Raw genomic sequence first — 20,359 nt, forward strand, 5'->3', positions numbered from 1 at the left:
CACCCCCTACAACCTGCGCCAGCCTGCTGCCGCAGGTTTTTTTGCGCGACAGGCAAGGTATCGCCCCTGCACAATATCGGCTAAGCTGTGTCCTATGATCAACATTGCTGGACGCCTGGACCGCACCAACCGATGCATTTAATCAAAGACAAGCTCGACTTCGGCCCCTGGCTCGATGCCGCCGCCGGCACCAGCGTGGGCGCCGGCCCACTGCCGCGCCGCGAGAACCAGGATAACTTCCTGCTGATCGATGCCAGCGGCCACGCCGTCTGCCTGTCGCAGCAAACGCCGTTCCACTGCCAGGTGCCGGGCTGGCCGCCCGGTCACGTGCGCGCCGCCGTGCTCGACGGCATGGGCGGCCACGGCCAGGGGCGCGAAGCGGCGGAAGCGGCCGTGCAAGGCTTGCTGGCCATGCCCGCCTGCCTCGACACGGCCAGCCTGGCAGGCAGGCTCGACGAGTTGCACACGCGCTTGCAGGACACTTTCGCCAGGACCGCGCCAGCGCAGGCGCGTCCGCCCGGCACTACCCTGACCTTGCTGGAAGTGCCGCCCGGCGAAGCGCCGCTGCTGTATCACGTGGGCGATTCGCGCCTGTATGAAATTGCCGACGAGACAGTCAATATCCTGACCGTGGATCACGTGCCGGCCACCGTGTACGCCATGCGCGGCGCGCTCGACGAGACGCGCTGGCGTGCCGCCGTGCATGGCGAGCATCATCCGCAAATCTCGCAGGCCTTTATTTTAGGCAACGCCATCAGCGATAGTTTGCAGCTCGACAAGCCCCTGCGCGGCCTCGATGCGGCCACCTTGCCGCCCTTCCTCGCGCACCTGGGCGACCGCCGCGTGCTGCGCGTGCGCCCCGGCGCCCACTATCTGCTGGCCAGCGACGGCTTCTGGGCCTGCGACGATCCGCTGGCCCTCATGGCTCGCTGGCCCGCCTTGTGTGCCGGCAAGACTGCGGCACAGGCCGTCAACGCCCTGTTCGACGACTTCCTCTCCCAACCGCCACAAGGCTTGCATAGCGACAACATTACCATGCTGGCGCTGCGCTTCGAGGCGGAATTTACCGGCCCGACCGGCTAGCGGCCAAATAGCCGGCCGTCGCCGACACAGCCGACAGCACGCTGCCCCAGGCCATGTCGATCGCCGTCAAGGCCAGCGGCCAGTCGCGCAAGGTCGCGTAGTTGCTCAAATCATAGGTGCCGTAAGCAAGCAGCCCGAGCAGCGCGCCCAGCGCTGCCGCCGTACGTCCGCGGCGCACGCGCAAGCCGGGCAAAATGGCAAACACCATCAGCCCCGCCACGTACAACAGGTAAAACAGCGTAGCCGGCGCCCAGCGGGGAGAATCGGCCAGCAGCGGCCCCAGCGCTGCGGCGTACACGGGCTTCATCAGCACCGCCAGCCACAGGGCATCGATGGCCAGGAATACGCACAAGGTGGCGCCATAGGCAATGGCAAGCTGGAGCGGGCGTTGGACAGGCATGGTCATCTTTCGGTGTCAGGCGGCGTATGAGGGAACGGTTACGCCAGCATAATGCAAAACGCCGCCAGGTTCGCAGCGCGATGCTTGAATGCAGGGGCGGCGCGCAGCTGCATCAAGGGCAAGGCAATTACATAGATATCAAAATAACATATCTATAAAGACATATGATGTCTTTTCGAGCAATAGTTTCCATGGCATGTATGGCAAGGTGTGACCAGGGACATGAATTTGGGCAAAAAGAGCGCATTCAGGCGCCTTGAAAGTTGCCAAGCAGGCGCAAAAGCGCGTAAGCTCTCATGTATAACAGAGGGCAAAATATCCCCGCTCGATTCGAGTCAGAATGTCATGAAAAAATGCAGCAACCCGGAGCACCCGCACTGTACGTTCTGGGTCTTGCCTGGGGAAACAGTCTGCGCGGGCAAGCACCCGCAAGCGACGACTGCCCCCAGCAGCTACGACCTGTTGACCGCACTGCGCAGCACCCGTTCCGAGCCATCGGCAACGGCGCTCCCGCACGCCCCGACCCATGATGCCGCGCTCCGGACCGCGAGCAGCCCCGCACCTGCCCCCGTCGTGCCCACCACGTTCATGCCAGCGGCCCCGCCAGCAGTGCCTGCGGCCTACCAGCCGGTGCAAGCTCATCTGCACATCAGCGGCTTCGATCCCCGTGCGGCAGGCGGACGGCAAACCCTGAAAATGGAATTGCGCGGCATGAGCGCCACCTGCGCACCGCAGCTGACCTTGCGCCTGCGCTCGGACCTGATACCGCGCGGCGCCGTCCAGCATGATTTCGTGCGCACCACGCGCGGCGACTGGCGTCCCGTGTTTGTCGAGTTTTCCTCGCGCAACAAGGAACACGGGCAATACCAGATCGAAGTCGAAGTGCACAGCCACCTCGATGGCGCCGTGGCGCAGAAATGGGTATGCACCTTCGTCATCCTCGTGCCGCGCCGCGACGCCACCCTGACGGAAATCCACCAGATCTTCCTCAGCACGCACAAGAACGTGCGCGTGATGGCCGACGACGCCTCGATCGCCCGCGTCACGGGCGGCGATGGCTGCAACCTCGACGTGACGGCGCGCAATGCCGGCATTGCCCACGTGGATTTATCTGCGCCGCAAGGCAAGATCGACATGGGTTTTACCACCATCGCCTGGGATGAGGAGTTGATCGAAGTCGACCTGCCCATCGCCAGCCACTGCCATCCGCACCCGAGCCAGGCCGCCTGCCTCGTCAATGCGGCGCCGGAAGCGGGCGAACAGCGCCAGATCCGCCTGTTCGCGCTGGAAGAATGCATGCTGGGCCGCTTCGAACTGGTGGACCCGGAAGCCGATGTGCTGCTCAGCCATTTCAGCCCCGACGGCCAGGACAACAATGGCTTGACGCGCCGCCTGTCGGGCCGCCACGCCATCATCCGGCGCAGCCAGCAAGGCTTTGAAATCGAAGATGTATCGCGCTACGGCATGCTGCTCGACGGCGTGTGGCCCGGCAAACACAAGCCCATCGCCCTGCGGCTGGGCATGCGCATCGAACTGTCCGCCAGCATCAAGGGCATCGTCGTGCTCAGCGTCACGGCCCTGCTGGCGCACGGCGTGATCCTGCACCGCATCGACCACGGCGCCCGCGCCGAATGTTTTTACCTGCTGCTGCCCGATACCCAGCCCACGCCGGCAAGTCACCTTGCCACGCCGCAGGCCAGCTGCCTGCCCGTACTTTTCCACCGCAACGGCGGCTTCTGGCACCTGGACACCGCCAGCGGCAAGGAAACCGCGCTGGCACCCGCCACCGCACTCGACAAGCTCAGCGGCTTCGCGCGGCACAAGCGCTTCGCCAGCGAACCGTATCCGGAATGCTGGATCATCCGCACCGAAGGCGCGGCGCTATGCGATAGCAACGCTCTAACCGCCTGACAACACCTCCGTCACTTGACCGCTAGCGCGGTATCAGCACTAGGAAACTCATCGACAAGCCGAGTACAAACACCGCTTCCAGCGTCAACACGCTGGCGGAAATCTGCAATTCGCGCGGGATTTTCATGACGAGACCTCCTTGCCTCAAGCAACATCCTTCAGCATAGCGCGCCCTGCGCCAATTGCATTACCAGCCGCACAACACACTTGACCGCCGGGCATGCGTTGCCGGGTTCGCTGGAGAGCTCCCCCCGACACACAATTTAACAATTTAGTAGCAGATATTCTGCAAATAGCACCCCTCCACGCCCTTGCATACTGTATATTCATCCAGTTAATATTCCCCTGTATTTCACACAACGCCCGCATGGCGTTTTACATTTTCTATGGCTTCCAACAAAGCGCATCATGCGACCGGTTGGGCTGCCGGCGTGATCGCCGCGGCTTTGGTCGCGCACGCTGGCGCCGGTGGCCCCTATCAAGTGCTGAGCATGCTCGCCTTTGTCATGGGGGCGCTGGGCGGCACGGCGCCGGACTGGCTGGAAGTAGCCTGGTGGGCGCGCACGCACCGGCTGTGGATCACGCACCGCACGTGGACGCACTGGGGCCTGGCCTGGATCGCCCTGCTCGTCTACACCTATCTGCAATTGCCGCACCACCTGTGGGCGCCGCCCCTGTTCGGCTTTGCCGCCGGCGGCATCATGCATCTGCTGGCCGACTGGCCCAATCCGCTGGGCGTGCCGTGGATTTTTCGCCGCCACTCGCTGCGCTGGTGGAAAAGCGGCCGCCACGACATCATCGTCATCATCGCCGCCTGGCTGGCCGCCACCGTCGTGGCCGACCACGTGTTTTTTGACGGCATCCACCTGCGGCGCACCCTGCTGGCACTCGACAGCCTGCTGCACTGGTCCGCCGGCGCACTCCAGACGGCCTGGGCAAATCTGCAACAGTGGCAGGAGCGCTGGCGCCTGGGCGGCGACGCCAATTGACGCCGGCGGCGCGGCAATGTGATAATGAGTATCATTCTCAAACAGCCCAGCCAGCCGGCACCCCGCGTTCCGTCAGCCCAGCTCTTCCCTTGCCTGGAGAACGCAGTGAGCACCGTCAGTCCCGTCCATGCCATCCCCCTGAGCACCCTGTACAGCGAACACCACGCCTGGCTGTATGGCTGGCTGCGCGGCAAGCTGGGCAACCGCGCCGAGGCGGCCGACCTGGCGCAGGACACGTTCTTGCGCCTGCTGGGCAAGCGCGAGGCGACACCGCTGGCGCCCCTGCGCGAACCGCGCGGCTACCTGGCGACCATCGCGCGTGGCTTGCTGATCGACCGCTACCGGCGCCAGGCGCTGGAGCAGGCCTACCTGGAAGCGCTGGCGCAGCAAGCCGAGCCGGCATCGGTGTGCGCCGAAACACATGCCATCATCATCGAAACCCTGCTCGCCATCGACCGCCTGCTCGACCGCCTGGGCGCGCGCACGCGGGCCATCTTCCTGCTGGCGCAAATCGAAGAACTGAGCCATGTGGAGATCAGCCGGCGCCTGGGCGTATCCCTGCCAACCGTGAAAAAACACCTGGTGCGCGCCTATACGGAATGCCTGGTGTTGGCGGCCGCTTGATGTTCGCCGCATCCGCCTCCCCTTCGTCGCCTATCCCCCGCAAGGTGCTGGCCGCCGCCGCCCACTGGCATGTGGAGCTCCAGTGCGGCAGCGCAGACCCGGCCGCCCTGCAGGCATGGCGCGATGCCAGCGCCGAGCATGAACGGGCCTGGGACCTGCTGCAGCGCATGGACGGCCAGTTGGGCACGATACCGGCAGCGCTGGCGATTCCCGCGCTGCAGGCGGCGCAGCAGCGCCGGCGCGCGGCCGGCAAGATACTCGCCCTGCTGGTGGCGGCCAGCGGCGGCATCGCGCTGGGCCAGGCGGGCTTGCAATCGGGCCCATGGCAAGCCCTGACGGCGTCCTTGCGCACGGCGCCTGGCCGGCGCCGCCACGTCACGCTGGCCGATGGCGGGCGCCTGGAGGTCAATACGGATAGCGCCCTGGATGTCGCTTACAGCGCCACGCAGCGCCGCATCCGCCTGCACCATGGCGAAATCATGATCACGACGGCGCCCGATCCGCGTCCCTTCCTGGTCGACACCCCGCACGGCGTGATCCGCGCGCTGGGCACGCGCTTCGGCATACGCTGCAACGACGATGGCAGCACCGTCAGCGTCTTCGAGCACGCCGTGGAGGTGCGCTGCGCGGCGCGACCGGATGCCGTGCGCCGCCTGGAAGCGGGACAGCAGCTGCGCTTTGGCGCAACCGGCGCGGAGAATGTGCAGGCCACGCAAGCGCACCAGGACAGCTGGCTGCGCGGCATGCTGGTGGCCGCCGACTGGCCGCTGCAACAGCTGGTGGCGGAACTGGCGCGCTACCGGCGCGGGCGTCTCGCCTGCGATGCCGGCGTGGCGCGACGCCCCGTCACGGGCACCTACCGCCTCGACGATATCGACGCCGCGCTGGAAAGCCTGTGCGCCTCGCACGGGCTGCAAGTGACGTACTTCACGCGCTACTGGGCCACGGTGGCGGCCCGGCCGGCCTAATTATTTTCATTTTTTTTGCGTCAGGGGTTGGTGTTTCGATGCGCTGCTTCGGCTTGACAAGTAAGAAGCCGATTCATACGCCAATCCTTATCCCTTAGAGCAGAAAGACCGAGCATGCAGCTGACCACCCCTGTCCTCCATCCCGCCGCGCGCGCCATCCGCCTGGCCGTCATCGCCATGGCTTGCGCCGCGCCAGCCGCCTTCATCTCCGCGCCAGCCTTGGCGCAAGGCCTGGCCGCCACCACGGCGCCGCAAGCCTATAGCGTGCCAGCCGGCCCGCTGGCCACCGCGCTCAACGATTTTGCCGTCGCCGCCGGCGTCAGCCTGTCGACCGATCCCGCGCAGACGCGCGGCCTGCGTTCGCCCGGCGTGCGCGGCAGCTTCAACGTCAACCAAGGTTTTGCCCAGGTACTGGCCGGCAGCGGCCTGGAAGCCGTGCAACTGCCCAACGGCGCCTACGTGCTGCGCCAGGCGGCGCCATCCTCCGCCTCGGCGACTGGCGTGGAAAAGACCATGGCGCCCGTGACGGTCAGCGCCAGCATGGAGCGCGACCCCGTCAGTGAACACAGCAACTCGTATGCGGCGCGCGCCGTCACCGTCGGCAAGGGCGTGCAAACCCTGCGCGAAATTCCCCAGTCCGTCAGCGTCGTCACGCGGCAGAAAATGGATGACCAGAACCTCAACACCATCGACGCCGTGCTGGCCAATACCACCGGCATCACCATGTATGACAGCCCCATGGGCGGACGCTACGTATATTCGCGCGGCTTCATGGTCGAGACCTACCAGTTCGATGGCATCAACCGCGCCATGTACTACCCGCAGGCGAACAGCTTTACCAGCAATACGGCCATGCTGGACCGCGTGGAAATCGTGCGCGGCGCCACGGGACTGCTGCAGGGCGCGGGCTCGCCAGGCGCCGCCATCAATATGGTGCGCAAGCGCCCGCTGGCGGAAAAGCAGGTGCAACTGGCGATGAGCGCGGGCCGCTGGAACGACGTGCGCGGCGAAGTCGACGTCACCGGTCCATTGAACGAATCGGGCAGCATTCGTGGTCGCGCCGTGGCCGCGCACGAGCAGCGCGATTATTTCTACGACGTGGCCGACAGCCGCACCGACGTGCTGTACGGCGTGCTGGAATTCGACTTGGCGCCGGGCAGCAAGCTGACGACGGGCGCCAGCCATGAAAAACTGCACTCGACGCCGTTTTTCTCCGGCATGCCCCGCTACCGCGATGGCAGCGACCCGAAACTGCCCCGCTCGACCTTTCTCGGCGCCGACTGGAACCGCTGGGACAGCCGCCAGACAGCCGTCTTCGCCGAATTCGAGCACCGCTTCGACGCCGACTGGTCGTTGAAAGCCAGCGCCAACTACACGCGCGAGCGGCATGACGTGAAATACATGTTCAGCCAGGGCGCGCTCAATCCCGCCACCCTGGCCGGCATGATGATGTATGGCGGCGTGTTCGACTACGGTAGCACCAACAAGGGTGTCGACCTGTCGCTCGACGGCAAATTCAACGCCTTCGGACGGCGCCACGGCTTCAGCGCCGGCATCAACACGAACCGGCTGGAAAGCGACAGCGATTTCAGCCTGGCCCTGCTGCAGCAAGCGAACCATCCGCTACGGCCCAATCACAGCGTGGCCGAGCCGAGCGATGCCTGGTTCCGCGAACACAGCTACCGGGGCGATCCCAGCGTCACAAAAATGACGCAGACGGGCGCCTACGGCGTGGCCCGCTTCAGCGTCAGCGATCCGCTCACCGTGGTGGCGGGCGCGCGCGTGTCGAACTACAAATGGAGCAGCGTGTACCGCGACACGGGCGAAGTGTACATCGACCCGTACCGCGAAAACGGCGTCGTCACGCCGTATGGCGGCGTGATCTACGCGTTTGACCAGCGCTGGTCCGGCTACGCCAGCGTCTCCGACATCTTCCAGCCGCAAAACCAGCGCACGGCGGACGGCGCCCTGCTCGACCCGCTGAAGGGCCGCAACCTGGAAGTGGGCGTGAAAGGTGAACTGTTCGACGGCAAGGTCAATACCTCGCTGGCGCTGTTCCGCATCGAGCAGCGCAACCGCGCGGAGCTCGACCTGGTCAATACCTGCTCCAGCGGCACGGAGTGCTATTTCTCGGCGGGCAAGGTGCGCAGCGAAGGGCTCGATGGGGAAATCAGCGGCGAGGTGGCGCCGGGCTGGCAACTGTTCGCCGGCTATACCCTGAACAATTTCAAGTACCTGGAACAGACTTCGAATGCGGGCGTGATGTTTGCCAGCACCTACTCGCCGCGCCACATGCTGCGCGCGTGGAGCGACTACCGCCTGCCTGGCGCCCTGCAAAAGTGGAGCGTGGGCGGCGGCGTGAACTTCCAGACGGAGAGCTCGCGCGTGACGCGCGACGTGACGGTGGCGCAAGGCGCGTATGCACTGTGGAGCGCGCGCGCCGCCTACCAGATCGACCGCAACTGGACGGCGTCGCTGTCCGTGACGAACCTACTCGACAAGCGCTACTACCAGACGGTAGGCGCGCCTGCGTGGGGCAATTTCTATGGCGAGCCGCGCAAGGCGCAACTGACCCTTCGCGCGCGTTTCTAAACGCTGTCAGGTCGCCGGGCGCAGGGGCGCCTTCGGCAACGGAATGAATTCCGTCTCGCCCGGCACTTGCCCCATGCGCTGGGCGCTCCAGTCGTCGGCCGCCTGCGACAAGCGCTCCTTGCTCGACGAGACGAAATTCCAGAACAGGTAGCGGTGGCCGTCCAGCGGCTCGCCGCCGATCACCACGAATTGCACCGGGCCGCTGCCTGCCGTCACGACAGGCACCTTACCCTCCTCCAGCAAGGCCATGCTGTGCGGCAGCAGCGCCACGCCATCGAGCAGCACGTCCCCGCTGATCGGATACACGGCCGCTTCCGCCGGCAAGCCCTCCAGGCGCAGCTCGCGCCCCGCTTGCAGCGCCACGTCCAGGTACACCGTCTGCATATAGGTGCGCACGGGCGAAGTCTGACCGAACGCCGTGCCGATCAACACTTTCACCACGGCGCCATCGAGCGGCACGACGGGAATCTCGGCTTGCGGCGTGTGCGTGAAACTCGGCTCGTCTTCTTCATGCGCCTTCGGCAGCGCGGCCCACAGCTGCAAGCCGTGCGTGCGGTGCGGCTGGCCCGCCAGGTCGGGCGGCGTGCGCTCGGAATGCACGATGCCGCGACCTGCCGTCATCCAGTTGATGGCGCCCGGTTCGATGCGCTGGCAGGAACCGATGCTGTCGCGGTGGTCGATCGCGCCCTCGAACAGATAGGTGACGGTGGCCAGGCCGATATGCGGATGGGGGCGCACGTCGTGGTTGGCGTCGGGCGCCACGTCGATGGGGCCGAAGTGGTCAAAGAAGATGAAGGGGCCGACAGCCTGTTTCACTGCAGAAGGCAGCAAGCGCCGCACGACAAAGCCGCCACCGAGGTCCTTTTCGTGGCTTTTCAGGATGGCCGCGCTCATGCCAGCACCGTCGTCACTTCGGTGGTCACAGCCGTCATCAATTTATGCAGCGGACATTTTCCGGCCGCGGCCAGCAATTCCTGGCGCTGCGCATCCGTCAGGTCGCCCGTCAGGTGCAGGGTGGCGGCCAGGCGGTACACGCCCTTGCGCTCTTCGCTGGCATCGCGCTCGGTCGACACTTCCACGTGTTCCAGGGGGATGCCCTTGTGCCTGGCGTACCAGACGACGGTGAGCGCCTTGCAGGCCGACAGGGCCGCGTCATACAGGTCGTGCGGCGACGGGCCGGCGTCGCCGCCCCCCTCCTCCACCGAGGCGTCGGCGGAAATGATGTGATCGCGCACGTGCACGATGTGGCGCATGGCTTGCGACTGGTCGCGGATGGCTTTGATGGTCATGGCGTTCCTTGCTGCGTTTGGAAAGCCACAATTTACACCGTTTGCCCGCTTTGCGCAGCCTTCCCCCCGGCTATCTGGTCATTTGATACGGAACAGGGCGTCGACCGTCTGCGCCATGTTGAGGCTGCTGACCATCAGCATGTCTTCGGGATTCTGGCGTTGGCGGCCATGAAAGTGACGCCACACTCTGAAGCATCCGTCAAAGTAAGCGATTGAACGACAAATCAATCGAGCGTGCGCGCCACCCTGAAACCCACGATATCGTTCGACAGCACGGTGGAAAAACCGTTGCGCAGGGCCGAGCGCAGGTAGCGCGGGTGATACAGCCAGGAGCCGCCACGCAGGATGCGCCGGCTGCTGTCGCTGCCGTCTTCCCACGCGCTGCCGTCGACGGGCGCGCCTTCGTAATTGTCGTGCACCACGTCCTGCACCCACTCCCACACATTGCCATGCATGTCGAACAGGCCCCAGGAATTTGGCGCGAATGTGCCCAGCGGCGTGGTGCCGCCCCGGTACATGCCGCGCGGGCCGCCGTTGTAGACATACAGGCCGTCGTAGTTGGCTTGCTCGGTACTGATGGTGTCGCCCACGTTGAAGGCCGTGCGCGTGCCGGCGCGGCAGGCGTATTCCCATTCCGCTTCGCTGGGCAGGCGGTACCGCCGGCCCGTGCGCTCGCTCATCCACGCCAGGTACAGCTGCGCGTCATTCCAGCTCACGCCCACCACCGGGTGCAGGTCGGTTTGCACGAAACCGGGATTGTCCCAGTCCGTTTCCGACCCGCCCGCCCATTGCGTCGCGCTCACGAAGGCACGCCATTCGCCCACGCTGACGGGGTGGCGCGCCAGCGCGAACGGGCGCTCGATGCCGACCCAGTGCTGCGGCATCTCGCGCTCGAGCCAGGCCTGCTGCGAACCGGCCTGGATGGCGGCCTTGTGCTCCGTCTCGTGCGCGCCCATCTGGAAGCGGCCGCTGGGAATGAGCACCAGTTCCGGCCCCTGCCCTGAGCCATCGAGAAAATCATCGCGCAGGATGCCTTCCGCATTGGCCACCGCTTCCACATGCTCCGGTTCTGGCACCGGCGCGGATGCCGGCGCAGGGACAGATGCGGCGGCGGCGCGGCTGGCCTCTTCCTTGCGCGCGCGTTCCTGCTCGGCGCGGTAGGCCGCCTCCGCCTTGGCGACGATGGCCTTGCGCTGCAATTCCTGGTGCTCCTGCAAGGCCGTGGCGGCATCGGCTTCGCGGCGCGCGCGCAACTGGCCGCGCAGCGCTTCCTTGCGCAGCTTGCGCGCCTCTTCCGCTTCGAAATGGCGCTGCGCCTCCTGCTCGCGGCGCAGTTTGTCCTGCCGCTGCTTTTCCAGCGCGGCCGCCTGGATTTCCGCCTTGCGGCGCTGCTCCAGTTCTTCCTGGCGTATCCGGGCCCGCTTGATCTCTTCCTCGCGCGCCTGTTCGGCGGCCAGTACCGCCTGCTTTTGCTGCTGCGCCGCGCGCGCCTGCTGCTGGCGCGCCTGTTCCGCCAGTTCTTCCGGCGACGGCCCGGCGGCGCGCTCCAGGTTTTCCAGCAAGGCTTGCACGGATTGCGGACGCAATTCCGCCGTCAGCGAAAAACCGTTCTGCAAGACTTGCCACTGTTGCGCGTTGAGCGCCTCCGGCGTTGAAGGCAAATGGCTGGCGCTGCGCGCATCGTCGAACGGCATGCGCCCTTCGAGCATCTGGTAAATCATCACGGCCACCGCATACACGTCCAGGCGCGGGCTGGGCTGGCGCTGGTTGGCGCCTGCCTCGGGCGCCCGGTAGCCGTGCGTGCCCGCGTTCGGCATGTCCAGCGCCAGGCTGCTGTCCGCATTGCGCACGCGCGACGCGATGCCATAATCGAGCAATTTGACGTCGCCTTTCGCCGTCAGGAAGACATTGCCCGGCTTGATGTCGCGGTGCACCAGCTTGTGCTTTTCCCACGCATACGACAGGGCGTCGGCCACCGGCTGCAGCAGTTGCTGCACGGTGGACAGGGACAGCGCGCCCTGGCGCGCCAGATAGTGCTCGAGGTCTTCGCCATCGAGGCATTCCATGATGATGAAATAGCTGGCCGTGGCCGGATCCTGCGCCCACTCGTAGACGCGCACGATGTTTTCATGCGCGAGTTTTCTTGCCTGTGTGGCTTCCTCGATCAGCAATTTTGCGTGTGTGGCGCTTTGCGTCAGCTGCGGCGGCAAAATCTTCAGCGCCACCATTTCGCTGCTGCCCAGCTCCGCGTGCGTGGCCAGGTCGGTGGCTTGCCACACCTGCCCCATGCCGCCCGTGCCGATCAGCCGTTCGAGCCGGTAGCGGCGGTTTTGCGGGCCGATTTCCTGGCCCGTCATGAAGCCCAGCTCCGTGCCCTGGCGCACGGGCAACGGCGCGACCACAGGCGCGGCGCCCGGCGGCGCGTATTCGGCGTCGAGGATGGCGTTCTTGCGGCGTTCAAATTCCTGCTCGCTGAGCAACCCGTCGTCGTGGAGGGCGCGCAGTTCCCGCAGTTTGTCTCGTGCTTTTTGCATCATCTGGGGTGAAACGCTTCCATCAAGGCTGCAGGGCAACGCCGCAGGCGGCGCAGAATTTATCTTCCGGATGGCCGGCGCGCTGCGCATGGCCGTTCTTGCAGCGGGCTGGTGCTGCTGCTGCGGCGCCTGGCTGCAGCGCCTGCGCCACGGCCACGCCCAGCTGCGCCTGCGCTGACAGGCCATGCGCGTGCGCCGCGTTCTGCAGGTTGATCAGGTCCAGCTGCTGGCGCCGTTCGCGTTCGGCCTGGCCTTCCAGGTAGCTGCGCTCCTGCGCCACGCTGTCCTGCGCCATGCGCATGGCGTCCAGCGGCGCGACGCTGTTCTCGGCTGCCGCCAGCGCCGCCAGCGCGTGGATCTGTTCGGCGCTCATGCCCGCCTGCAGCTGCACCTTCAGCACTTGCGCCAGCGCGGCCGCATTCTGCCCGGCGGCCATGGCCACCTTGCCCGTGTCGCTCAGCGAGCCGATTTTCTCGATGCGGTCGATGTCGATGCGCGCCAGTTCCGCGGCATGCGCCTGCTGCGCCAGCAGCGCTTCATATTCGCCCTTCCAGCGCGCGTAATCGCTTTCGCGCTGCTGCGCCATGGCCAGCAGGTCGCGCTGCCATTGCGCTTCCTGTTCCAGCTGGCGCAGTTGCTGGCGCTGTTCCTCGATGGCCAACGCGTCGAGCTGCGCCAACTGCGTTTGCTGCTGCAACTGGCGCGCATGCACGCCGTCGGCCTCGATGGTGCGCAGCAGCTTTTCCTGCTGCGCGATGGCGTCTTCGCGGGCGCCGCCGCGCCGCAGCGCCGCGACTTTTTCCGCGATTTCCGCCGCCTGTACCTGAGCCGCTTCATCCTTGTGCGCCTCGGCGCGCAGCAATTCGCGCTGGCGCGCCAGCTGCATCTGCTCTTCCCACTCCTGTACCCGCTCCGCTTCGCGCTTGCGCGCCGCATTCGCCAGCATCAGGCCCTGCCAGGCGGCCTGATGCTGCTCCGCCTCCAGCTGCGCCTCGCGCTGGGCCGCATCCGTTTCCGCCTGGCGCAGGCGCGCCAGCTGGGTGCGGCGGCCCGTCTCGTCGTCGATCAGCAGCGCGCTTTCCACCTGCTGCGCGATCGACTGCAGGTGTACCTGATGCGTAAAGCGCTGCTGCGCCAGCTGGATCTGTTCGCGCCCGTGCAGCTGCGACAGTTCCAGCTCGCTGCGCATCTTGATGGCGGCCAGCGCCCGCACGTGTTCCCAGTTGGCCGCTTCATCGGCGCGCTGCGCGCCCTTTTGCGCCAGTTCCTGTTCCAGTTCGCCCAGCGCCAGAGCGGCGCCATGATCGAGCGCCTGGCGCCGCGATTTAGCTTCCAGGATGCGGCCATACAGGTCGATCTGGCGCCCGCGCAGCGCTTGCAGGCGTTCCGCTTCCTGATGGTTCAGTTCCGCTTTTTCCAGCGTCGCATCCTGCCGCAGCTCGGCGCGGCGCTGCGCATGGCGCGCCGCCAGCTCTTCGCGGCGGATGCGCTGCCACTCTTCCTCGTCATACAGCTGGTCGAGCTGCTTCATGCGTTCCAGGCTGTGCTGCTCCAGTTCCTGCGCCGGCAAGCCGCCCAGCCACAGGGTGCCGATGGCAGCATCGCCGTCTCCCTCGCGCTTGTCATGGCGTAGCGCCAGCGTCTCCACGCGGGCCACGGCCAGGCCGCTGGGGGCCAGGCGCTGCGTCAGGGCCGATTGCAGGCGTTCGTTCAATTCGGGCCGCAAGTCCGCATTCGCGTCCATTTCGCGCAGCGCGCGGCTGCCGATGAATTCCAGCGCAATCTGGCGCACGGACGGCAGCAGCAAGGCGTGCAGGTGGGCCCGCGTGACGGCGCCCGGCGCGCGCATGAACTGGCGCGCGAACGCATCGGGCTGGCCCAGCGCGATGTCCACGCGCAGCGATGCGGCAACGTTCAGCCGCTCCGTGCTGGCCAGGCCGGGCAAGTCGAATTCCAGGCTGACGGCGTCGGCGCGCGCGATCAGCACTTCGGCCGGACGCGCCGGCAGCAGCGCGGGCAGGCGCGCAAAGAAGGCGGCGCTGTCGTAGTCGCCGGCAGGTATCAAGGTGAAAGCGTCCGATTGCACGATCCAGGCGCGCGACTCGGCCGGCACCTGCAAGCGCCGCGCGGCGCTGCCGAACAGCGAGGACAGTTCACGCACGCCAAAGAACAGGGCCAGTTGCCCGTCAGCAAGATGCCATTGATTGGCATGCAGCACCGCGTCGCTGTCGGGTGCCCCCAGCGACAAGCCGCATTGCGCGCAATAGCCGGCGGCAGCGCCGTTCTTGTGCTCGCAGCGCGGGCAGCGGGCGCCGCCAAAACCAAACAATTGGAACATGTGTGACTCCTGATGAGAATGATTGTGTGCGCAAGTGTGCGCAACACCGCTGCCATGCCGATTCTAGCAGGACAGCTGGCGCAGCACCTGCCGCGCGCCACGCGTGCACGACACGGCTCACAACAGGCGCACAACACTGTGCAGTGTCAAATAATGCCATAGGGCAATTGCATTCATATGCAGGGATACAGGGCGAATTAGGCCTCAATTCAAGCGGTCGCCCGCCAGCGCCGTGCGCAGGCATTTCAGCGCCGTTTTTTTGCAGGCCATCCCGCAAAAACCACGGCTGGTCGCATCTGCATGGCGTAACAGCGCGCGCTTAGCTACAGTGCATGCATACCCACCCGCCACCCGAAAGGAAGCATCATGAACACGCCAAAAAACGCCTTAAAAAACATGGAAGCCATCTTTACCGTCGCCGTCGCCATCGCCTGCGGCGCCAGCTATGTCAGCTTCATGCAGCCATCGGCCTCCAAAGCGGCTGATGTGGCGCAAGCGAGCGCCATCCCCGTCGTGGTCGTCAGCGCCAAGCGCATGACGCAACAGGAAAAGAAAATCTCGCTGATCGAGGAACGGCAAGCCTTGCTGGGCAACGCCACCGCCAGCACCCTGTGAGCCACCGATGCTGACACCACGCCGCCTGGCGCAGCGTAAATAGCCACGCGCCAGGCCGCCATTTGTATCCGCCACGGATACACGGACACACAGCATTGTGTCAATTGTAATAAGTTGAATCAAAGGCGAAAAACCGCCCGCAAGCGCCTATAGTCCATTTCACGCAATCACCGAAATGGAGCACACCATGAAACCCATCACACTCTACGCAGCAGCCATGCTTGCCATCAGCACCGCGGCTTTCCTGCCCGTGCAGGCCATGGCACAGAATCAGCTCGGCGTCAGCATTGTCGTCGGCAACGCTCCGCCTCCGCCACGCTTTGAAAGCGCGCCCGCGCCGCGCGCCGGCTATGTCTGGGCGCCTGGCTACTGGAACTGGGATGGCCAGCGCCATGTCTGGACCGGCGGCGAGTGGCTGCGCGAACGCGGTGGCAACCAGTACCGCCGCGCCGCCTGGATACAAGAGAACCAGCGCTGGCGCCTGGACCGTGGCGGCTGGGTCGCCACGCAAGTGCAGCCCGTGCGCTATGACGCAATCCGCATCGCCCCGCCGCCACCGCGCCGCGAAGGCATCCCGCGCGCGCGCCATGGCTATGTCTGGGCCCCGGGCCACTGGGAGTGGCGCAGCCAGCGCTACGCCTGGACGCCAGGCGTATGGATCGCCGAACGCCCCGGTTACGTGTATGCGGCGCCCGCCTGGAACCAGCGCGATGGCCGCTGGCAGATGGAGCAAGGCCGCTGGTCGCCACGCGGCCCGAACGGCGACCGTGACCGCGACGGCATCCCCAACCGCCATGACCGCGACAATGGCAACCGCCGCGACCGCGATGGTGATGGCATTCCAAACCGCGACGACCGGCGTCCGGACAACCCGCACCGCAACTAACACGCGGCTGTAGTTCCCACCAAGGCCACCCCTCGCGGTGGCCTTGTCATTTTCCGGACACATCCGTGTATTAACATCGCGCGACGATCAATCACACTGCGCGAGAAAGATTCACGATGGCGATGGAAACTGCCGCTTTTACCTACGGCTCGGACACTTCGGGCCTGGTCTGGGGCTTCCTGTTTGGCCGCGACGGGCAGCCGCTGGCGCTCGACTCGACGGCGGCGCTGGCCTGGCTGGCCGATGGCGCGGCGCGTCCGGCGCAGGAATTCGTCTGGCTGCATTTCAACCTGTCGCACGCAGCCAGCGAAAAATGGCTGATGACGCACACGCAGCTGGCCGACGAATTCTATGAAACCCTGCACCAGGGCTCGCGCTCGACGCGCATCGAACAGGCGGAAAACACCCTGATCGCCGTGGTCAACGATGTGGTGCACAATTTTTCGTTCGAGGCGTCCGACATTTCCACCATGTGGGCCAGCGTGGCGCAAAACCTCGTCATCACGGCGCGCCGCGCGCCGCTGCAGTCGATCGAGCGCCTGCGCCAGGCCGTCATCAAGAACCACGAGCCGATCCGCTCGTCGGTGGAGCTGCTGATTCATTTGCTGCGCGACCAGGCCGATGTGCTGGTCAACATCGTGCGCGACGCCGTGGCGCGGGTCGACGATATCGAGGATCACTTGCTGGCCGGGCGCCTGGTGCCGAAACGCGAAGACCTGGGCGCCATGCGGCGCGTGCTGGTGCGGCTGCAGCGCCTGCTGGCGCCGGAACCGGCAGCCCTGTTCCGCCTGCTGCAACGCCCGCCCTCATGGGTATCAGAGCTGGACAGCCTGGAATTGCGCCAGTCGACGGAGGAATTTTCCGTGGTGCTCAGCGATATGTCGTCCTTGCAGGAGCGCATCAAGCTGCTGCAGGAAGAGATCGCCGCCAGCGTCAACGAGGAAAACAGCCGCAGCCTGTTCGTGCTGACCATCGTCACCGTGCTGGCCTTGCCGATCAATATCATCGCCGGCATGCTGGGCATGAATGTGGGGGGAATTCCGCTGGCCCAGCACCCGCAGGGCTTCTGGATCATCGTTGCCATCATCGTCACGTTCACGGTCGTGGCGGGATGGCTGGTGGTGCGCGTGCAACGCAATAGTTAACTATCGGAAACACGGCCTGGCAGGCGAACGGCAGGCGCCGTCCGCCATCACTGCTTGCCGCGCTTAGCGGTGGTACTCGCCAGCCCGTTCAGGCTGGTAGACGATTTCCTCGATCTTGACCTTCACCACGCCGCCCGGCATGGGCCAGGCGATGCTGTCGCCGACGGACAAGCCCAGCAGCGCGCTGCCGACGGGCGCCAGCACGGAAATGCGGTCGGCCTGGCCTTCCACATCCTTCGGATACACGAGCGTCAGGCAGAATTCCTCCTTGTTTTCCACCGTGAAGCGCACGGTGGAATTCATCGTCACGACGGTCGGCGGAATCTCTTGCGGCTCGAGCACCTCGGCGCGGCCCAGCTCGTCGAGCAAGGCGGCCTTGTCCGGCGACAGATTATTACCCAAGGCATACAACAACGCTTCCAGTCGTTCCAGGTCTTGTGACGACAAAATAATTTTTGGTTTTTTTTCCAAGATATCCTCACTATTGATCATTAGGGCGACGTCCGGTTTTGCTGGCGGCAGTTTGCTTGGCCGCGGCAGACAAAACAAACAGCATCAGAACGTCCATCATCAGCGGATTATGGACGAACTCGCGGAGCAAGGCCATAGCGTTCGCGCATTCTTCATTAAAATTTATTAAAATCAATGACTTGCAATGGGTTATACCGTCAAAAAGTTAATCCGCGCCAGGATGGCGGGGGCATTGAAGTTATTCTTGATGGTATTTTGTTTATCGTCAGCATGTTTTTAGCGAAAAAAACGACGGGCAAAAAAAGGATTAAAATTCAGATTACATTATTATTAGAAAGACACGCCTCACCTCTTCCGCCTGTCTTGTCATCTTGCCTGCTGCCACCTGCCTGTGGCATGGACACTAAATTGCCGCGTGCCCTGTACTTTCACGCTGCAAAATGACAATATATCGGCCTTAACAACACGTCGAGAGTTCCGGCTCACTTCGGTTTTCATCAGACTGGAACGTAAAGTATGGCAGGGCGAGGCGGGATCACACGGGGCGGCAGCAAGCGGGGCCGGCAGGAGAAAGCGTCATGATGGTGCCATTGATGCTGCCGTCGGCGCAATGGCGCGGCGACCGGATTGCCCGGCTGAACTTGCTGGCCGCGGCGGCCATGCTGGCCATGGCCAGCCTGCTGCTGATCGTCTTCCAGTTGTTTTCCCTCCAGGCATCCTTCCAGCGCAACCTCCAAATCCAGGCCGACATGCTGGCGCCTGCCGCCGCCCAGGCCATGCGCCAGGATGATCGTCTTGCAGCGCAACAGGTGCTCGCTCCCCTCGCCGCCGCCCCGCATGTCCGGCAAGCACTACTCTACAGCCCCTATGGCACGCCATTTGCCCGCTACGCGCGCAGCAGCACCGATGCCGCACCCGCGGCGCCGCGCAGCGGCTGGCAGATCGATTACCTGGACGGTAGCGCCGCCATCTTGAAGACCCTGCCCGGCGGCGGCGCGCTGTACCTGCGCGCCAGCCTGGCGCCGCTGTACGCCAGCCTGGCGCAATTTGCCGCCTTCACCCTGCTGGTCTGCCTGTGCGCGTTCGGCATGACCTTCCTGATGGTGCGCCGCACGCGCACGGCCGCCCGACATGCGGAAAGCCATTTGCATTACCTGGCCCACGTCGACCCGGTCACGCAGCTGCCGAACCGCCATGAATTCAACGACGCCCTGGCCTACGCGCTGGGCCGGGCCGACCGCCAGGACAGCAGCGTGGGGCTGCTGCTGCTGGACCTGGACAACTTCAAGATCGTCAACGATACGCTGGGCCACCACTGCGGCGACCAGCTGCTCAAGCTCGTGTCCGAGCGCCTGGTGGCCATCGTGCGCGGCACCGACATCATCTGCCGTATCGGCGGCGATGAATTCGTCGTCATCGTCGAACCGGCCGACGACGCCTCGGAAATGGCCAGTGTGGCGCGCAAGATCCTCGCCGTGCTGGCCGCGCCGTTCGACCTCGAAGGCCACCAGCTGTATGTCAGCGCCAGCATCGGCGTGAGCCTGTACCCGTTCGACGCGCACGACGTGGCGACCCTGACGCGCAATGCCGATACGGCCATGTACCACGCCAAGCACCAGGGCAAGAACCGCTACGCCGTCTTCAAGGCCGAAATGGAATTGCGCGCGCAGCGCCGCCTGCGCATGGAAGCGAACCTGCGCCGCGCCCTGCAAAACGAGGAACTGTATTTGCACTACCAGCCGCAAATCGACTTGCGCAGCGGGCGCATCGTCGGCGTGGAAGCGCTGATACGCTGGAATTGCCGCGAGATGGGCCAGCTGAGCCCCGCCGAATTCATCCCCGTGGCCGAGGAAAGCGGCATCATCGTCGACCTGGGACGCTGGGTGCTGCAAAGCGCCTGCCGCCAGGCGGCCCTCTGGTGCAAAGCGGGCTTGCTCGATTCGCTGGAACACGTGGCCGTCAACCTGTCGGCCTGCCAGGCGCGCGACCCGGGCCTGATGGACGATATCCGCACCATCCTGGAAGAAACGCAGCTGCCGCATGGCTTGCTGGAGCTGGAAATTACGGAAAGCGTCCTGATGGACAATGTCCACGCCAACGTGGAATTGATGCGGCGCCTGCAGGAAACGGGCATCCACCTGTCGATCGACGATTTCGGCACCGGCTATTCCTCGATGTCGTATCTGAAGCGCCTGCCCATCGACCAGTTGAAGATCGACCGCAGCTTCGTGCACGACCTGCCCGGCGAAGGCGAAGCCATCGTCACGGCCATCATCGCCATGGCGCACAGCCTGCATCTGAAAGTGGTGGCCGAAGGCGTGGAAACGCTGCAGCAGGTGGAGTTTTTGCGAAAAGCCGGCTGCGACAATGTGCAGGGCTTTTTCTTTGCGCGCCCGATGACGGCGGCGCAGTTGACGGCATTGCTGCTGGAGCGGCGCGACTGGAGCACGCGCACGATCGTGCCGGCGTAGGGCCGGAACCCAAGTGCAAGGACTGGGGTCGTACCCTCAGGGT

16 protein-coding genes are annotated in these 20,359 nt (G+C 65.1%); 10 read left to right on the top strand and 6 right to left on the bottom strand.

Features of this window, described 5'->3' with window-relative positions; genetic code table 11:
- The first annotated feature begins 132 nt into the window (after positions 1-132).
- On the top strand, positions 133-1,083 hold the full coding sequence (locus ACQ4WS_RS02820; protein WP_436473476.1) for a PP2C family protein-serine/threonine phosphatase: 951 nt from the start codon (positions 133-135) through the stop codon (positions 1,081-1,083).
- Here ACQ4WS_RS02820 and ACQ4WS_RS02825 read toward each other — a convergent pair.
- The gene (locus ACQ4WS_RS02825) at positions 1,064-1,483 is read right to left on the bottom strand and encodes a DUF2177 family protein (RefSeq protein WP_436473478.1); all 420 of its coding nucleotides are present in this window, start codon (positions 1,481-1,483) and stop codon (positions 1,064-1,066) included. The two genes, ACQ4WS_RS02820 and ACQ4WS_RS02825, sit on opposite strands and share 20 nt — an antisense overlap.
- Positions 1,484-1,828: 345 nt before the next feature.
- Between ACQ4WS_RS02825 and ACQ4WS_RS02830 the strand changes: the two genes are divergently transcribed.
- The 5 genes from ACQ4WS_RS02830 to ACQ4WS_RS02850 all read left to right on the top strand — a co-directional run bounded on the left by ACQ4WS_RS02830 (position 1,829) and on the right by ACQ4WS_RS02850 (position 8,567).
- Positions 1,829-3,394 carry an FHA domain-containing protein gene (locus ACQ4WS_RS02830; protein ID WP_436473480.1) on the top strand — a complete coding sequence of 522 codons (1,566 nt, stop codon included), beginning with the start codon at positions 1,829-1,831 and terminating at the stop codon, positions 3,392-3,394.
- Positions 3,395-3,780: 386 nt separating this feature from the next.
- Positions 3,781-4,383, top strand: a complete 603-nt coding sequence (locus ACQ4WS_RS02835) for a metal-dependent hydrolase (RefSeq protein WP_436473481.1) — start codon at positions 3,781-3,783, stop codon at positions 4,381-4,383.
- Positions 4,384-4,488: 105 nt separating this feature from the next.
- Positions 4,489-5,007, top strand: a complete 519-nt coding sequence (locus tag ACQ4WS_RS02840; protein WP_436473483.1) for a sigma-70 family RNA polymerase sigma factor — start codon at positions 4,489-4,491, stop codon at positions 5,005-5,007.
- Positions 5,007-5,975, top strand: a complete 969-nt coding sequence (locus tag ACQ4WS_RS02845; protein WP_436473484.1) for a FecR domain-containing protein — start codon at positions 5,007-5,009, stop codon at positions 5,973-5,975. Before ACQ4WS_RS02840 ends, ACQ4WS_RS02845 begins: the two co-directional genes overlap by 1 nt.
- A gap of 114 nt (positions 5,976-6,089) precedes the next feature.
- Positions 6,090-8,567: a TonB-dependent siderophore receptor gene (locus ACQ4WS_RS02850; RefSeq protein ID WP_436473486.1), complete on the top strand. Its 2,478-nt coding sequence runs from the start codon at positions 6,090-6,092 to the stop codon at positions 8,565-8,567.
- Positions 8,568-8,573: 6 nt separating this feature from the next.
- On the opposite strand, the gene ACQ4WS_RS02855 is transcribed toward ACQ4WS_RS02850, so the two are convergent.
- The 4 genes from ACQ4WS_RS02855 to ACQ4WS_RS02870 form a co-directional block, all read right to left on the bottom strand.
- The gene (locus ACQ4WS_RS02855; protein WP_436473488.1) at positions 8,574-9,461 is read right to left on the bottom strand and encodes a pirin family protein; all 888 of its coding nucleotides are present in this window, start codon (positions 9,459-9,461) and stop codon (positions 8,574-8,576) included.
- On the bottom strand, positions 9,458-9,856 hold the full coding sequence (locus ACQ4WS_RS02860) for an OsmC family protein (protein ID WP_353656554.1): 399 nt from the start codon (positions 9,854-9,856) through the stop codon (positions 9,458-9,460). Before ACQ4WS_RS02860 ends, ACQ4WS_RS02855 begins: the two co-directional genes overlap by 4 nt.
- A 224-nt stretch (positions 9,857-10,080) precedes the next feature.
- Positions 10,081-12,393, bottom strand: a complete 2,313-nt coding sequence (locus tag ACQ4WS_RS02865) for an SUMF1/EgtB/PvdO family nonheme iron enzyme (protein ID WP_436473490.1) — start codon at positions 12,391-12,393, stop codon at positions 10,081-10,083.
- A 19-nt stretch (positions 12,394-12,412) separates the two neighbouring features.
- On the bottom strand, positions 12,413-14,728 hold the full coding sequence (locus tag ACQ4WS_RS02870) for a coiled-coil domain-containing protein (RefSeq protein ID WP_436473492.1): 2,316 nt from the start codon (positions 14,726-14,728) through the stop codon (positions 12,413-12,415).
- A 366-nt stretch (positions 14,729-15,094) separates the two neighbouring features.
- Between ACQ4WS_RS02870 and ACQ4WS_RS02875 the strand changes: the two genes are divergently transcribed.
- From ACQ4WS_RS02875 to ACQ4WS_RS02885, 3 genes are all read left to right on the top strand, one after another.
- A complete protein-coding gene (locus tag ACQ4WS_RS02875) occupies positions 15,095-15,343 on the top strand; it encodes a hypothetical protein (RefSeq protein WP_436473494.1) in 249 nt (82 codons plus the stop codon).
- 187 nt (positions 15,344-15,530) lie between these two features.
- Positions 15,531-16,229, top strand: coding sequence for a YXWGXW repeat-containing protein (locus ACQ4WS_RS02880; protein WP_436473496.1), 699 nt, complete (start codon positions 15,531-15,533; stop codon positions 16,227-16,229).
- Positions 16,230-16,345: 116 nt separating this feature from the next.
- On the top strand, positions 16,346-17,374 hold the full coding sequence (locus ACQ4WS_RS02885; protein ID WP_436473498.1) for a transporter: 1,029 nt from the start codon (positions 16,346-16,348) through the stop codon (positions 17,372-17,374).
- 63 nt (positions 17,375-17,437) lie between these two features.
- Here the strand turns inward: ACQ4WS_RS02885 and rnk are convergent, their stop codons facing one another.
- Positions 17,438-17,845 (bottom strand): nucleoside diphosphate kinase regulator, encoded by a 408-nt coding sequence (gene rnk / locus ACQ4WS_RS02890; RefSeq protein WP_162835757.1) that lies wholly within the window; start codon positions 17,843-17,845, stop codon positions 17,438-17,440.
- Between the two features lie 578 nt (positions 17,846-18,423).
- Here rnk and ACQ4WS_RS02895 point away from each other — a divergent pair.
- Entirely contained in the window at positions 18,424-20,316 is a 1,893-nt protein-coding gene (locus tag ACQ4WS_RS02895) for a putative bifunctional diguanylate cyclase/phosphodiesterase (RefSeq protein ID WP_436473500.1), read from the top strand.
- Positions 20,317-20,359 lie beyond the last annotated feature (43 nt).

This window comes from Janthinobacterium leeuwenhoeki (assembly GCF_051380795.1).
Taxonomy (GTDB): domain Bacteria; phylum Pseudomonadota; class Gammaproteobacteria; order Burkholderiales; family Burkholderiaceae_D; genus Janthinobacterium.

Excerpts from the sequence above, each read along its gene's own strand:
- ACQ4WS_RS02820 (WP_436473476.1), top strand. The coding sequence starts at position 133 with ATGCATTTAATCAAAGACAAGCTCGACTTCGGCCCCTGGCTCGATGCC.
- ACQ4WS_RS02825 (WP_436473478.1), bottom strand. The coding sequence starts at position 1,483 with ATGCCTGTCCAACGCCCGCTCCAGCTTGCCATTGCCTATGGCGCCACC.
- ACQ4WS_RS02830 (WP_436473480.1), top strand. The coding sequence starts at position 1,829 with ATGAAAAAATGCAGCAACCCGGAGCACCCGCACTGTACGTTCTGGGTC.
- ACQ4WS_RS02835 (WP_436473481.1), top strand. The coding sequence starts at position 3,781 with ATGGCTTCCAACAAAGCGCATCATGCGACCGGTTGGGCTGCCGGCGTG.
- ACQ4WS_RS02845 (WP_436473484.1), top strand. The coding sequence starts at position 5,007 with ATGTTCGCCGCATCCGCCTCCCCTTCGTCGCCTATCCCCCGCAAGGTG.
- ACQ4WS_RS02850 (WP_436473486.1), top strand. The coding sequence starts at position 6,090 with ATGCAGCTGACCACCCCTGTCCTCCATCCCGCCGCGCGCGCCATCCGC.
- ACQ4WS_RS02855 (WP_436473488.1), bottom strand. The coding sequence starts at position 9,461 with ATGAGCGCGGCCATCCTGAAAAGCCACGAAAAGGACCTCGGTGGCGGC.
- ACQ4WS_RS02860 (WP_353656554.1), bottom strand. The coding sequence starts at position 9,856 with ATGACCATCAAAGCCATCCGCGACCAGTCGCAAGCCATGCGCCACATC.
- ACQ4WS_RS02865 (WP_436473490.1), bottom strand. The coding sequence starts at position 12,393 with ATGATGCAAAAAGCACGAGACAAACTGCGGGAACTGCGCGCCCTCCAC.
- ACQ4WS_RS02870 (WP_436473492.1), bottom strand. The coding sequence starts at position 14,728 with ATGTTCCAATTGTTTGGTTTTGGCGGCGCCCGCTGCCCGCGCTGCGAG.
- ACQ4WS_RS02875 (WP_436473494.1), top strand. The coding sequence starts at position 15,095 with ATGAACACGCCAAAAAACGCCTTAAAAAACATGGAAGCCATCTTTACC.
- ACQ4WS_RS02880 (WP_436473496.1), top strand. The coding sequence starts at position 15,531 with ATGAAACCCATCACACTCTACGCAGCAGCCATGCTTGCCATCAGCACC.
- ACQ4WS_RS02885 (WP_436473498.1), top strand. The coding sequence starts at position 16,346 with ATGGCGATGGAAACTGCCGCTTTTACCTACGGCTCGGACACTTCGGGC.
- ACQ4WS_RS02895 (WP_436473500.1), top strand. The coding sequence starts at position 18,424 with ATGATGGTGCCATTGATGCTGCCGTCGGCGCAATGGCGCGGCGACCGG.